The 14,699-nt window shown below is 67.9% G+C and carries 10 protein-coding genes and 1 pseudogene; 5 read left to right on the top strand and 6 right to left on the bottom strand.

What is annotated here, in order from left to right:
* Nucleotides 1-44: 44 nt before the first annotated feature.
* A complete protein-coding gene (locus G6N45_RS09015; RefSeq protein ID WP_163721785.1) occupies nucleotides 45-1,253 on the bottom strand; it encodes an FAD-dependent monooxygenase in 1,209 nt (402 codons plus the stop codon).
* Nucleotides 1,254-1,333: 80 nt separating this feature from the next.
* Here G6N45_RS09015 and G6N45_RS09020 point away from each other — a divergent pair, with 80 nt between their 5' ends.
* Entirely contained in the window at nucleotides 1,334-1,879 is a 546-nt protein-coding gene (locus tag G6N45_RS09020; protein ID WP_163721786.1) for a TetR/AcrR family transcriptional regulator, read from the top strand.
* Here G6N45_RS09020 and G6N45_RS09025 read toward each other — a convergent pair.
* A pseudogene (locus tag G6N45_RS09025) lies at nucleotides 1,876-2,301 on the bottom strand (pyridoxamine 5'-phosphate oxidase family protein). The gene G6N45_RS09020 and the pseudogene G6N45_RS09025 overlap by 4 nt on opposite strands.
* 236 nt (nucleotides 2,302-2,537) lie before the next feature.
* Here G6N45_RS09025 and G6N45_RS09030 point away from each other — a divergent pair.
* Genes G6N45_RS09030 through G6N45_RS09040 form a run of 3 tightly spaced genes read left to right on the top strand, consistent with a single transcriptional unit; the run spans nucleotide 2,538 to nucleotide 6,013 of the window.
* Nucleotides 2,538-3,512 carry a helix-turn-helix domain-containing protein gene (locus G6N45_RS09030; RefSeq protein WP_163721787.1) on the top strand — a complete coding sequence of 325 codons (975 nt, stop codon included), beginning with the start codon at nucleotides 2,538-2,540 and terminating at the stop codon, nucleotides 3,510-3,512.
* A 4-nt stretch (nucleotides 3,513-3,516) separates the two neighbouring features.
* Nucleotides 3,517-5,010 carry a class I adenylate-forming enzyme family protein gene (locus G6N45_RS09035; protein ID WP_163721788.1) on the top strand — a complete coding sequence of 498 codons (1,494 nt, stop codon included), beginning with the start codon at nucleotides 3,517-3,519 and terminating at the stop codon, nucleotides 5,008-5,010.
* A 10-nt stretch (nucleotides 5,011-5,020) separates the two neighbouring features.
* Nucleotides 5,021-6,013, top strand: a complete 993-nt coding sequence (locus G6N45_RS09040) for an LLM class F420-dependent oxidoreductase (RefSeq protein WP_163721789.1) — start codon at nucleotides 5,021-5,023, stop codon at nucleotides 6,011-6,013.
* A 70-nt stretch (nucleotides 6,014-6,083) separates the two neighbouring features.
* On the opposite strand, the gene G6N45_RS09045 is transcribed toward G6N45_RS09040, so the two are convergent.
* The 3 genes from G6N45_RS09045 to G6N45_RS09055 form a co-directional block, all read right to left on the bottom strand.
* On the bottom strand, nucleotides 6,084-6,695 hold the full coding sequence (locus G6N45_RS09045) for a hypothetical protein (RefSeq protein ID WP_179965301.1): 612 nt from the start codon (nucleotides 6,693-6,695) through the stop codon (nucleotides 6,084-6,086).
* 113 nt (nucleotides 6,696-6,808) lie between these two features.
* The gene (locus G6N45_RS09050) at nucleotides 6,809-7,168 is read right to left on the bottom strand and encodes a VOC family protein (RefSeq protein WP_163721790.1); all 360 of its coding nucleotides are present in this window, start codon (nucleotides 7,166-7,168) and stop codon (nucleotides 6,809-6,811) included.
* Nucleotides 7,165-8,814, bottom strand: a complete 1,650-nt coding sequence (locus G6N45_RS09055) for a DNA repair helicase XPB (protein WP_163721791.1) — start codon at nucleotides 8,812-8,814, stop codon at nucleotides 7,165-7,167. The genes G6N45_RS09050 and G6N45_RS09055 overlap by 4 nt, the downstream gene beginning before the upstream one ends.
* Before the next feature lie 415 nt (nucleotides 8,815-9,229).
* On the opposite strand from G6N45_RS09055, the gene G6N45_RS09060 reads away from it, so the two are divergent.
* Complete coding sequence (locus tag G6N45_RS09060) at nucleotides 9,230-12,415, top strand: hypothetical protein (protein ID WP_246228927.1); 3,186 nt, start codon at nucleotides 9,230-9,232, stop codon at nucleotides 12,413-12,415.
* 10 nt (nucleotides 12,416-12,425) lie between these two features.
* On the opposite strand, the gene G6N45_RS09065 is transcribed toward G6N45_RS09060, so the two are convergent.
* Nucleotides 12,426-14,693, bottom strand: a complete 2,268-nt coding sequence (locus G6N45_RS09065; protein WP_163721792.1) for a helicase-associated domain-containing protein — start codon at nucleotides 14,691-14,693, stop codon at nucleotides 12,426-12,428.
* Between the last annotated feature and the right edge of the window lie 6 nt (nucleotides 14,694-14,699).

Here is a 14,699-nt window from a genome sequence, read left to right on the forward strand (position 1 = left end):
CGTCGAAATCCCCCGGAATCGCAACGGTTCCGGGGGATTTCGCGTCAGGCCGGGGCAGTGCCCGGTTCGGCGGGTAGCGGCATCGTCTCGTAGAGACGCACGCCCCTGTCGTTGAGCCGCGCGACCGAGCGCGTCAGGCCACTGGGGAGCACGGAGACGAGCCGAGCCACACCTACGAGTGCGTTGATGCCCCAACGGCTGCTCGGCACAACGGTTTTGGCGTTCACCTTCGCCAGTGCGCGGCTGCTCAGCACCGGACCTCGCATCGCGGTCTCGTAGGCCGCGAACGCCGCTGCATAGTCACGGGCTGCCCGCCGCAACTCGGTGGCCAACACATAGGCGCCGTACACCGCCAGGCTGGTGCTGCCGCCGACGGCCGGGCCGGGGCAGTAGCCTGCGTCCCCGACCAGGGTCACCCGTCCCCGTGTCCAGGTGTCCATCTGCAGTTGCGTGATCGCGTCGAAATAGAACGCCGGCGTGCTGTCCAGTTCGACGAGCCAACGATCGACCTGACCGCCCATCCCGGCGAAGGCGGCGCCCAGTTGCGCCTTCTGCCGTTCGACGTCGCGGTGGTCGTAGTCCAGCTGGTGCTCCGGCCGGAAGACGAACACGGCCCTGGCATCGTCGAGGTGATCAGCGGTGTAGACCATCGCCATGCGCCTCGGCTCGTACACTCCGGCCATCTGCCCCTCACGGGCCAGCGATTTCGGCACGGACACCACCGCAAGGTAACCGCCGAGGAACTGCTCGGAAACGTTCTCACCGAACACCAGTCGGCGCACGCCCGAGTGGAGACCGTCGGCGCCGATGATGATGTCGAACCGCTCGTCGGCAGCATTCTGGAAACTCACCGTGCCGTCGTCGGATATCGACGTGATGCGGTCACCGAATCGGTAGTCCGCATCGTCACGGCTCGCCTGGTAGTAGATCTCGCTCAGGTCATCCCGCATGATCTCGACATGGCGATCGGACATCACGCCGATGAGTTTGACGTAGTCGATGTGCGCCGGCCGTTTCGACCACGGCCGGTTCACTGTGAGTATCGTTGTCCCGGTGGCCCGTTGCTGTATCCGGGACATCACGCCCATGCGCTCGGAAATCTCCATCGCGGGGCGGAACAGGTCGATCGCGTGGCCGCCCGTCTTCCGTAGCGCCTGGGCGTGCTCGACGACTGTGACGTCGACGCCGCCACGGGCGAGCCAGTATGCGGTGACCGGGCCGGCGATGCTGGCACCTGAGATGAGCGCGCGCATCTCTTCTCCTCTGCTTACTTAACGGTCGGTAAGTGTACGTCGGCGAGCTTACCGTCCGTTAAGTCAGTTAGGGTGGGTACGTGACACGGCCGACGTCGGACACTCGCCATCGCATCCAGGAGGTGGCCCGGGGGCTGTTCGCCCAGAAGGGCGTGCAGCGCACCAGCCTGCAGGACATCGCCGACCACCTGGAGATCAGCAAGCCTGCGCTGTACTACCACTTTCGGTCACGCGACGACCTGGTGAGGAGCATCCTGCAACCCCTGGTCGACGAAGGACAGGAGTTCGTGTCCGCCCACGAGCGACGCCGGGGCAGATCCCGTGCGACACCTCGGGAACTGCTCGAAGGATATTTCGACTTCCACTATCGGCACAGGGCCGATCTCGTCCTGATCGTCTCTGAGCTGACCACTCTGGCCGACCTCGGCCTGATCGACGCGATGTTGGCATGGCGTGAGCGGCTGGCCCGGTTGGTGTTCGGCAGTCGGCCCACCCTGGCGCAGTCCACCCGAGCCGTGATCGCCTTCGGCGGACTTCAGGACTGCTGTCTGCAGTTCCCCGATGCGCCGTACGAGGAGCTCAAGCAAGCCACCGTTGCCGGGGGAATGGCCGCCCTCGGCCTTTAGAACGAGCCCATGTCCGACGACAGCCAGTGCTGCGGCTGCATGAAGATCGCGACGTTCGCGCCGAGGTTCTCGCGGGCGAACTGAAGGTAGCGTTCGGCGCCGTCGCCGCTGAGGTAGCGGTGGGTCATCTCGACCAACTGCTCGTCGGTGCCGGGCTCGATCCGGCTCACCGCGCCGTCGACGGCGACGTAGCGGGTGGTGGGCTCGACCCGCTCGACCATCAGCGAGAAGAACCCCTGCTCCTCGATCTGCCGGGCCTTGCGGGAGTCGACACCGGTGAGCACCCACGGCTCGCCCCCGGGGTGGTACTGATATCAGACCGGTACGGTCAGCGGTCCCCGGCGCTCGCCGGCGGACACCGACAGTGCCGCGATGTGGCGCTCGGCCAGGAATCGTTCGCGCTCGTCTTGTGATAGGGCCATGACCTCAGGGTAGGCGCGGGGTGCGACGTTCCCGGGCTGCTGAGTCCTGAGGAGGCGTGACCCCGTGCGCGACGCCGTGGGCTGTGTGGACGCCCGTCACGACATCGCTCAGTACGCGAAAGATTCTGTGGTCGAACACCTTTCGGCGTGGTCGTTTGTAGAGCATGCTCCTATGCTGCCCGGCCGGCGTCCAACGCAACAGTGGCCCTGAGGCCACTGTTCGTTAGGATAGTGCCATGCACACCGTCACGATCCTCGCCTATGACGGCATGACAGGTTTCGAGTCGGGATTGGCCGCGGAGATCTTCGGCATGACGGAGTTGTCCCCGCTGTTCTCCGCGGGCATCGCCCGCCCGTGGTACTCGGTGCGGTTGTGCTCGGAGAAGCCCGAGGTGCGATTGCTCGGTGGTGCCACGGTGCGCACCTCCTACGGGCTGGCAGAGCTTGCCGACGCGGACACGGTGGTGATCCCGAGCGTGCGCGACATCGACGAGCCGACCTCGCCGGCGCTCATCGAGGCGATCCGCGCGGCGGATCGGCGGGGGGCCCGGCTGGTGTCGATCTGCTCCGGTGCCTTCGCGCTGGCCGCGGCAGGGGTGCTCGACGGTCACGCGGCCACCACGCACTGGATCTACGCCGACGCACTGCAGGAACGCTATCCGGGCATCGCGATCGACCGGGCGCCCCTTTACGTCGACAACGGGCGGGTGCTGACCAGTGCCGGTTGCGCCGCCGGTCTGGATCTGTGTCTGCACATCGTGCGATCCGATCACGGTGTCAGCGTCGCCAACGACGTGGCCCGGCGCCTGGTGATCGCCCCTCATCGCGCGGGCGGGCAAGCGCAGTACATCGAGACGCCGGTGCCCGAAGCCACGGACGACGGCCGCATCGCTGCGGGCATGGCCTGGGCGCTGGAGCACCTCGATGCGCCGATCACCCTCGATGAACTGGCCGCGCAGTGTGCGATGTCGCGGCGCAGCTTCCTGCGCCAATTCGCCAAGGCCACCGGCACCACCCCGATCCGTTGGCTCATCGAGCAGCGCGTCCAGGCGAGCCTGCCGCTGCTCGAGGCGTCGTCCCTGTCGATCGAGCAGATCGGGGCCCGCGTCGGTTTCGAGTCACCGGTGACCTTCCGGTACCACTTCGTGCGCCAGATGCAGACCACTCCGAGTGACTACCGCTCCTGCTTCGCCGGCCGCCCGGCACAATGATCGGGTGCGCGAAAGCTTCACCGAGAACTTCGCGGCAGCGTTGGCCGGCTACGGCGACCGCCCGTGTATCGAGTTCGACGGCCGTTGGTACTCGGGCACCGAGGTCAAAGCCTACGGTGCTGCGCTGACGGCCGCGTTTGATGACGCGGGGGTCGACCCGGCGGCGCCGGTAGGGCTGATCGTGCGTAATCGGTTGCCCCACGCTGCAACGATCATCGGCTGCCTCGCTGCCGCTCGACCGCTGGCGATGATCTACTCGTTCCAATCGTCCGAGGCCATCGGCCGGGACATCGAGCAACTTCGGCTGTCCGCGATCGTCGCCGACCGTGAGGACTGGACCGCCGATGTCGTCGCCGCTGCCCGTCGCGCGGGCAGTGCCGGTGTCGCGCTCTCGACAGCACCGCCCGCGGTCGCAGCCGTCGTCGGTCTGGACCGACGGGACACATTGCGTGAGCATGAGCGCGCCGGGGCCGGTGTCGCGCTGCAGATCCTCACCAGCGGCACGACCGGGCCCCCGAAACGCCAGGCGATCAACGTATCCGCGCTGCAGCGCACTGTTTTCAGTGTCACGAGCGGCGAGTCAGCGCCCTACGACGACCCGCCGGAGCTCGCCTACTGGCAGTTCGGCGGTATCGGGGTCTGCCAACTGGTGGCCGGTGTGCACAACGGCCGGCGCATCGTCATGCTCGAACGGTTCAGTGTCGACGGCTTCGTCGACGCCATCAGGACGCACGGGATCACCCGTTGCGGCGTACAGCCGGCGGTCATTCGGATGCTGCTCGATGCCGAAGTGCCGAAGCACGACCTCAGCTCGCTGGAGTATCTGATCAGCGCGTCGGGGCCGCTGGATCCCCAGACGCGCGACGAGTTCGAGCAGCGCTACGGAATTCCCGTCAGATTGGCTTACGGGGCAACCGAATTCGCCGGATCGCTGTGCGCATGGACGCCCGAGACGGTGCGCGAATTCGGCGCCTCCAAGCGCCAGAGTGTGGGACGTGCTCTTCCCGACACCGAGTTGCGCATCGTCGATCCCGGCACGGGTGCCGAGATCCCGGTCGGGGAGCAGGGACTGCTCGAAGCCAAGGTCCGTCCGTTGGGCCCGGACTGGATCCAGACCACGGACGTCGCCAGCATCGACGCAGATGGATTCGTGACGCTGCACGGGAGGGCGGACGGCGCCATCAACCGCGGCGGATTCAAGGTGCTCCCCGAGACCGTGCGCCGCGTGTTGATCATGCATCCCGGTGTCCGCGACGCGTGCGTTGTCGGCGTGCCCCACCCGCGGCTCGGGCAGGTGCCTTTCGCGGCCGTCGAATCCGAGCCGCGCAAGCCGCGACCGGCCGAGCGCGATCTCGATGATCTTGTCCGGCAACATCTTCCCGTTTACGCACTGCCGGTGGCGATCGTCGTCGTCGACGAGTTGCCGCGCACCCCCGCGCTCAAGGTCAGCCTCCCCGCCGTCGCGGCCCTCTACAGGGGCGGTGATCCACGGGCATAGAGTCGATGTCATGCGCTTCGGACTGTTCATCCCGCAAGGCTGGCGACTCGATCTGGTCGGAATCGACCCCGGTGAGCAGTGGGGGGTGATGCGCGACCTCGCGTCCTACGTCGACGACGGTGGAATCTGGGACTCCCTGTGGGTGTACGACCACTTCCACACCGTTCCCATGCCGACCAAGGAGGCAACACACGAAGCGTGGTCGCTGATGGCCGCCTACGCCGCGAGTACGTCCCGAATCAAGCTGGGGCAGATGTGCACCGCGATGAGTTACCGCAACCCGGTGTACTTGGCCAAGGTCGCCGCGACGTGTGACCTCATCTCCGGTGGCCGGATTCAGATGGGCATCGGCGGCGGCTGGTACGAACACGAATGGCGGGCATACGGTTACGGGTTTCCCTCGGCCGGCGTTCGGCTGGCCCGCCTCGACGAGGGCGTGCAGATCATGGGGGACGCGTGGCGCGAGGGTGTCGTCAATTTCGAGGGCAAGCACTATCAGGTGGACGGGGCCATCGTCGAGCCCAGACCGCTGCAGAAGAGTGGCATCCCGCTGTGGGTTGCGGGCGGCGGTGAGAAAGTCACCCTGCGCATCGCGGCGAAGTATGCGCAGTACACCAATTTCACGTCGGAGCCGGAGGGCTTCGCGCACAAATCGCAGGTACTCGCCGCGCATTGCCGTGACGTCGGCACCGATTTCGGCGCCATCGTCCGCTCGGCCAACATCAACGCGGTCGTCGGCTCGACCGAGGCGGAGGTCCAGGACCGTCTGAACGGAGTGCGATCGCGAATCGGCGCGTTGACGGGCGATGCGGCCGCCGACGCGATGCTGAACTCGATGAGCACTCCAGCGGCCGGCAGCGGTACTCCTGAGCAAATCGTCGAAGCGTTGCAGAAGCTGCGCGACCTCGGCTGCGACTACGTCATCTGCTACTTCCCGGAGGCCGCGTACGACCGCTCGGGACTCGAGCTGTTCGAGAAGGAGATCATCCCGGCACTGAGCTGACGTCCTGGCGGTCGCGATGTGCCGCGAACAGGTCGTCGGCGACGAGATGTTCGCGGCGCTCGCGTCAGCGCTACTGCGTCGGGAACAGCGGTGGCGGCGGCGGCGACACCACGGGCACGTATGGCTTCGGCGCATTGGGGTCCGGCGGCGGCGGTGGTGGCGGCACACCCCACTCGTATCCGGGCGGCATCGGCCCGTTGACGGGGTAGTAGCCGGGCGGCAGTGCCGGGGCGGCGCCGCCTCCCGCGGTCGGCGCCGTGGCCGTCTCCGAACCCGGGGCGTTGAGAGACGTGAAACCGGGCGGCAGGGCGGGCGCCGGGCCTGCGCCCGGGGGCGGAGAGCCCGCCGGCGGCATGTTCGGCATGTCGGCGGTCCCGAGGAAGTTGTACGGATCCTTTGCCTGGTGCCAGGCGTCGCGCAGGAAGCCGAGCGGACCGTCACCCGACCCGTACTGCGCGTTCGGGATCTCGGGCACGGTCGGCGGGCCGATCGGTACGGGCGCGGGCGCGGGTGCGGCAAGTGCCGGATCGACTGGCACGACCACCGGCTGGCCCGGCGCCGGGGGCGCCCCGTCGGGGCCGGGAACGGGCGTCGGGATCGGCTGGGCACCGGCCAGGGGAGCCGACACGAGGGCGCCGAAAGTCAACGCGGCGGCCACGCCGGCGGCGCGCAGAGAGCTCATGGCGCGTACGCGCTGGTCTCGTCCATCACTGGTCATGTCTTCCTTCGGCGTGCTGTGAGGTCGTCCCGACTCGAGAAATGAGGCTAGCCGGTCCGCGAACGCGGCGCGCACTCTCAGCTCGATTGGGCACGGTGGGACAGCACGTTGACGACGTTGCCGGCGGCATCGGCGAAGAAGAAGCGACGCACCCCCCACTCCTCGTCGCAGAGCGGGTGGACGATGCGCAACCCGGCGGCCACTGCGCTGCGGTATGCGGCGTCGACGTCGTCGACCTCGATCGACACCGTCGGATCGACCGCCGCCGTCGCGTCGCGGGTGAGCAGACTGAGCTGATGGCGATGGTCGGGATCGGCGAGCGTGACGATCCAGCCATGGTCCATGACCACGCCGAGTCCGAGCACAGCCCGGTACTGGTCGACGGCGGTGGGCAGGTCGGTGACCGAGACGACGGGTACCACGCGTCCGACCGTCATATGGCCGGCCCGAGCAGGTCGTCGGCGTCCTTGATGACGTATCCGTAGCCCTGCTCGGCGAGGAACCGTTGGCGGTGCGCGGCGTACTCGGCGTCGAGGCTGTCCCGTGACACGACGGAGTAGAACACCGCGCCGCCCCCGTCGGCCTTGGGTCGCAACAGCCGCCCCAACCGCTGCGCCTCCTCCTGGCGTGACCCGAACGTTCCTGAAACCTGAACGGCCACACTGGCTTCGGGAAGGTCGATGGAGAAGTTCGCCACCTTCGACACCACCAGCGTGCGGATCTCGCCACGCCGGAAGGCGTCGAACAGCGTCTCGCGCTCGGCCGTCTTCGTCGATCCCTGGATCACCGGCGCGTCCAACTCGGCGCCCAACTCGTCCAATTGGTCCAGGTAGGCGCCGATCACCAGCGTCGGCTCGTCCGGGTGGCGGTTGAGGATCGACTTCACCACGGCGATCTTCGTGTGCGCGGTTGCGCAGAGCTTGTACCGCTCATCGGGTTCGGCGGTCGCATACGTCATGCGCTCGTTGTCGGTCATGGTGACGCGGACCTCGATGCACTCGGCTGGCGCGATCCAGCCCTGCGCCTCGATGTCCTTCCATGGGGCGTCATAGCGTTTGGGCCCGATCAACGAGAACACGTCGCCTTCGCGCCCGTCCTCGCGGATCAATGTCGCCGTCAGCCCCAGCCGCCGCCGGGACTGCAGGTCGGCCGTCATCCGGAACACCGGTGCGGGCAACAGGTGCACCTCGTCGTACACGATCAGCCCCCAGTCCCGGCTGTCGAACAACTCGAGGTGTTTGTACTCGCCCTTGGTCCGGCGCGTGATCACCTGATACGTGGCGATCGTGACCGGCCGGATCTCCTTCTTCTCGCCGGAGTACTCGCCGATCTCCTCCTCCGTCAACGAAGTCCGGGCGATCAGTTCGCGCTTCCACTGCCGTCCCGCCACCGTGTTGGTCACCAGGATCAGAGTCGTGGCGCCGGCTTTCGCCATCGCGGCGGCACCAACCAGCGTCTTGCCCGCTCCGCACGGCAGCACCACCACGCCCGAGCCGCCGTCCCAGAAGGAGTCGGCGGCCATCTGCTGATAGTCGCGGAGGTGCCAGCCGTTCTCATCGAGCGAGATGGGGTGCGCCTCACCGTCGACGTAACCGGCGAGATCCTCGGCGGGCCAGCCGATCTTCAGCAGCATCTGCTTGACGCGGCCGCGTTCACTGTTGTGGACGATGACCGTGTCGTCATCGAGGCGGGCGCCCAACATCGGAGCGATCTTCTTGTTGCGCAGTACCTCCTCGAGCACCGCGCGATCGAAGCTGACCAAGGTCAGGCCGTGCGCCGGATGCTTCACCAGCTGCAGACGGCCGTAGCGCGCCATGGTGTCGACGATGTCGACGAGCAGCGGCTGCGGTACCGCGTACCGCGAGAACGACACCAATGCGTCGACGACCTGTTCGGCGTCGTGGCCGGCGGCTCGCGCGTTCCAGAGCGCCAGCGGAGTGATGCGGTAGGTGTGCACGTGCTCGGGCGCGCGCTCGAGCTCGGCGAAGGGGGCGATCGCGGCGCGGGCGGCACCCGCCTGCTCGTGGTCGACCTCGAGCAGCACGGTCTTGTCCGACTGGACGATCAGTGGGCCGTCGGTCATTCCGGGCCTCGGTGGGAAGTCATCCTGCCCATTATCCGGGTTGCCGTGACGATCTCGGATAGCGGCGCCGACTAGCAAACTTCCGTGCCTACTGTCAACAGTCTGTTCATCGGGATGACGACGTGGTAAGTGGGGTTGCGCGCAGCTACCTGGCGTGACGTGCGAGGTGGTTGCCGACCGAATTGACCTTGATGCACAAACATTGCTGCAGAACAGTCCGACGAATAATAGGTCATGCAGGACGTTGCTGAATGTGCATCCTGAGAACAAGTCCTCAGAAACCGTAGTCATACGCGTCAATTTGCCCTAAGGTCATTTCCGCGGGGTGTCGCCAGACCATGGTCAACGCACGCCCAGCTATCAGTCGCGGGGGCGAACAGGCACGGGGGTCTGGGCGATGACGGAGGCCGGGCGCATGAATGGAAAACCTGTCGGACATCGGCTGTCGCGGTCGAGGTTGTCGGACGGACAGTTCTGGGCGGCGAAGGATCTGCTCGACGACGCAAGGCCCATCGCGTCACGTCGCCACGCGCGGGCGGCGGAGGCGAACTACGCCGCCCACATCGGGCGGGTAGGGGCGCTGGCCGTGTCGCTGGGGATCGGGCTTGCCGTCGCTCACTCTTCGACGGGCGTCGCCGCGGCTGCCGACGGCGATACGGACTCGGCATCGGCATCATCGTCGGCGAACACCACGACGGCCGGACCGTCCACCGGGCCCTCGCGCACATCGGAGGCCGACGATGCGGGGGCGTCCGACTCGGGTGCGGACACCGATGCAGGCGACGACTCCGACGACCGCGCCGACGAACCGTCCGACGACGACCCGTCCGAGGAGACCGACGGCGCGTCGACCGACGACCCGTCCGACGAATCGGTGACCCCGTCGGACGAGGCCGTGAAGAAGCGGTTCCCCCGCCTCCACACCCGACCGGCCGTCGTCGACACGCCATCGCTCGAGTCGGAAGGGACCAGCGTCGGCGAGGAGGCCGACCCCGACACCGTCGACGCGCCGGCCGTAGCCGCCCCGCCGGCCGCGCCGCCCATTCAATCTCGCTCGGCCGCACGAAAGCCCGTCACGATGTCGGTGGCCGAGTCCGTTCCTGCCCCCGCGGAACCCGTCGCCGACGAGAGTGTCACGGTGAGCCTGGCGAGTGCGGTGACCTCCGACGCACTCGCGCCGCTCACCGATCCGCTCGCGCCGGTGTCATCGCCGCTCAACGATGCACTGCTCGCCTACGTCCGACGGCTGATCACCCACACGTTCTTCAACAAGACCCCGGTCGTGCATTCGGTCACCACCGAACAGATCCTCACCGGGCAGGTGCTCATCACCATCGACGCGGAGGACCCGAACGGCGACCCGCTGACCTACGACATCGTGCAGCCAGACACCGGCCTGGTGTTCCGCGACCCGATCACCGGTACGTTCGTCTACACGCCGACCGTGCCCGTCATCGGTGACTCCGTACCCGTCGAGTTCAAGGTGGTCATCAGAGACGACTCCGAGGATTTCGGCTTCCTGAGGGTGCTGCACTCCGTGGCGCGACTGTTCGGGCTCGCCCAGGCCGACAACTACACGCAGACAGTGTCGTTCGTGGTCGATCCCATCGTGCAGATTCCGCCGTCCGTCATCGCGGTCGGCAATCTGTTGCCGTACACGCTGGGTGGGGATCCCATCAAGTTGCTCTCGATCGCCGAGATCCTCGATCCGGACTCCGACTCGCTGAAGAGCGCAGTGATCAAGATCAACACCGGTCGGCAAACCGGCGACACCCTGAACTACGTTGCGGCCGAGGGTATCACCATCGTCGGTACGTGGAACGGTGTCGATACGTTGACGCTGACCGGGTTGGCGTCCAAGGCCGACTACGAGGCGGCATTGAAGGCGATCACCTTCAGCGCCACCGACCTCGGGCTGTTGGGCCGCGGAGTGGGCATCACCCTCACCGACGAGCAGGACGTCAACGGCGTCCTCGCGACGCCCGTGCTCGTCACCGTGGTGCCCGGCATCGTGATCAAATTGCCTCCTGGGATCCTAGCGCTCGGTGGCCTGACCCCGTTCACGCTGGGCGGTAGCCCGGTCAAGCTGTTGTCGGTCGCCGAGATCACCGACCTGGACTCGGACTCGATGAAGAGTGCGACGGTGAAGATCACCGCAGGCGTGCAACCTGGGGACACGTTGAACTACGTTGCCCCCGAGGGCATAACGATCACCGGGTCGTGGAATGGAACCGACACGCTGACGCTGTCGGGCGTGGCGTCGAAGGCCGATTACGAAGCGGCATTGAAGGCGATCACCTTCAGCACCACCGACCTCGGGCCGGCGAGCAGAATCGTGACGGTGTCTCTCACGGATGCCGACGATGTCACCGGGCTGGGTGCGCCCGCCACCCTGCTGGTGCTTCCGGCAGTGGTCATCGAGCTTCCGTTGACCGTGACGGCGCTGGGCACGCCCGTGTACACACTGGGCAAACCGCCGGTCAAGGTCGTCTCGTCGGTGGACATCGCCAACGCCGACGGCGGTCAGCTGACCGGAGCCGTCGTGACCGTCGCGGCGCTCGCCCGGCTCAGCGGCGACAAGCTCACCTACACCGGAGCGGTCGGAACCATCGACGTGGTGCAGACCAACGCCTACACGCTGACACTGTCGGGGGCCGCGAGCGTCGCCGACTACGAAGCGGCATTGAAGCAGATCGCCTTCAGTGCAACGCAGCTCGGTCTCACCCGGACGGTGACGATCACCGTCACCGAGGCCGACGGCGACACCAACCCGCTTCCGGGAATCGTCCTGGTGAACACGTTGACGCCGCTGTCCCCGACGGTGACGGTGGTGTCACTCCCGCCGACCTACACGATCGGCAAGACCGGGGTGAAGGTGGCTTCCACGGTCGCGATCGGCGATCTCGACTCCGACACGTTGACCGGAGCCACGGTGAAGATCACGCTCGGCCGGCAGTCCGGCGACATCCTGAAATTCACGACGCTGGCCGGCATCCCGATCACGGGGACATGGAACGGCACCGACACGCTGACGCTCACCGGCACCGCGACCAAAGAGCAGTACGAGACGGCTCTGGAGTCGGTGACGTTCACCGCCACCACCCTCGGCCTGCTCGGCCGGACCATGAGCATCGACGTCGTCGACGACTCCGATCTGGGCGCCCTCCTTCCCGCCACCGTGCTGGTGGGCGTCAAGAACCCGGACCGGCCGACGATCGCCACCGTGGGCGCGACGATCGTGAAGGTCAACAACACGGTCAAGCCCATCACGTCCGCCACGATCATCGACACCGACTCGTCGGTGCTCACCGGTGCCAGTGTGGCGATCACCGCCAACTTCAAGAGCGGTGACACGCTGGCCTACACGCCGATCGCGGGCAACCCGATCACCGCGGTCTACACCCCGAGCACGGGGGAGTTGAAGCTCTCCGGAACGGCCACGATCGCGCAGTACAAGCAGGCGCTGGAAGCGGTCACTTTCAAGGCGACACAGGTCGGCGGTCTGCTCCCCACCCGAACGATCACGGTCAACGTCACCGACGACTCCAACCTCAACGCGTTGCTCTCCGGCATCGTGCTGACGACGGTGTCGCTGATCTGACAACCGCGCGTCAGCCGGAGTCCGCGGACACCACCGAGGTCACCCGGTGGATGGCGAACTCGCGGACCCGGCCCGACGCCGGGTCGTACGCGGTCAGCTGGCCGCCGCGGACATTGATCGGCGCCACCACCCGCTGACTGGCCACCCCCGCCGGATCGACATAACCGATCACCACCGACTCTTGATGATGGGCCGCCTGCTGCAGTTCGGAGATCGCGACCGCCGGATCCAGACGCAGCCCGGATGCCGGTGTGGCGGCGACCTTCCGGAGCACCGCGACGATCGCGGCGAGGGTCTGATCCGTCGGGGTGGCGTTGGGTCGGTAGGTGCGGCGGCGTACCGGCGCGGCAACGCGAGCGCCACGGCTGCGCAGGTCCACGATCGCGCCGGTCGTGTCCTCGGCCGCCGGCGCGAAGCCCGCTCTGCGCAGGGCGGCCAGTACCTCGGAGATCGGGGCCTGCGACACCGCGACGGTCGGTGCCAGGAGGCGCAGTTCGACGGCTTCGGTGGCCGGCGCGGCGGCCGCCGCAGCGAGCAGCGCCGCATCCTCGCACCGCACGAAGGAGGACGCCATGCCGACCCGAAGCTGCCCGTGCCGCCGCGCGACATCGTCGATCATGTAGGTCAATGCCTGCGGCACAGGGGTTTTGGAATGGCGGCTGAACAGCGCGTGCAGCTCGCCCGCAGTCTTGCCGGTGTCCAGCGCGCGCCGCACCGACGCCTCGTCGATCCGGTAGACCATCGCGGCGCCGGCCGACTCCACCGTGGCCACGGCGCCCAACTGCTCGGCCAGCGCCCGTTCGAGCGGTCCCGGAACGATGACCGTCAGGTCGGCCTGGAGCAGGAAGTGGTCGATCGGCGCGGGAAGGGCCTTGTCCATCGCGGCGATGACGGCATCGTCGCCCTCTCCGGCGAGCAGTCGCCGCAGCGGGGCAGCCAGCGCCCCGCGGCCGACCGCGCCGACGGCGTGGGCTTCGGTGAGTAGATCGGCCACTGGATCGGGCTGCAGCCGCGCCGACCAGCGGGGCCGCTGCCACACCAACGCCCTCGAGGCGCTCCCGGCGTCGACCCCCGAGCCCGGGGGCAGGTCGGCCAGCAGCATGAGCAGCAGCCTGCGGTCCAGCGGCGCCGCCGTGGAGAACAACGAATCAGACAGCGCCGCATAGGGTTTGCCATCCGGTCCGCGAGCACCGACCAGGCTGGGGCGCCCCGGCAGATCGAGCCACGCCGACGCCATCAGGTGCCACTTGACCGCGGTCGGCGATTCGATGAACCGGTCCGCGGCCACCGTCGGCGCCCAGAAGGAGCCGGCCGCGTCGGCCGGCTCCGGCTCGGGGATACCCGCTGCGATCAGGCCCGCCGACAGCGCGACCTCGAGGATCAGGCCGAGCCGGCGCTCGTCGACACCGGTCGCCTTGGTCAGCCGCTTGACTTCCCGAACCCCGAGCCCGCCGCTGCGCAGCTCGGGAGCCGGTGCCACGCTGAGCGTTTCGAGCACGAGCTCGACCTCGCGCAGAAGGTCGAGCGCGGCACCGGCGGCCACCGCGTCGATATCGGCGGTGGTCGTGGTCGACACCGTCGGGTCCGGTCGGGTCAGACTCACCGGACCCGGTGACTCGCCGCGCAGCACCTGACCGACAAGCCGCGGAAGAATCACCGTGTCGGCGTCGAGACGCCGCAACAGTCCCGCGCTGAGCAGCCGTTGTACCGGTCGGTCCGGCGGCGCGTCGGGCAGAGCGTCGCGGGTCCGGCCGATCGGCGAACCCTCCAACAGCCTGTCGAGCAGCTCACGCTCCGCGACGTCGAGCGCGTCGATCGCCTCGGTGACCTCGGCGCCGGACAACGCGTCAGGCTCCAGCGTCGCCTGCCCCGGATACCAGGGCAGGCAGTTGGCCGTTTCGGCGGCGACCCGGAGTGCGCCCGCACCCTCGGTGTCGCCCCACACCAGCGCGCGCTCGGTGAGGTTCCCGACAGCAGCCCGCACCGAGGAGTCGTCGGCGCGTCCGCCGAGGGCCTCGTCGAGCGCGGCGAAGGACACGGCTGCGCTGTCGGCGTGCAGGGTAAGCAGGGCGTCGAGCACCGTGAGGTGCAGGAAATCGAGGTCGTCGGTGGCGGCCTTGATCGACTGCCGCGCCGCGGCGCGGGCGGCCAGCGCCGCGATCGTGCCCGGTGGGGGCTGGGTGAGGTCGGGCCGCAGACGCAGCAGCCGGACCAGTTCCTGGTCGCCGCGCTCGGCCAACCACACGCCCAGCGGCATGCCGGGGCTCATCGCGCTCATCCTGAC

It is taken from the genome of Mycolicibacterium psychrotolerans (genome assembly GCF_010729305.1).
GTDB lineage: Bacteria > Actinomycetota > Actinomycetes > Mycobacteriales > Mycobacteriaceae > Mycobacterium > Mycobacterium psychrotolerans.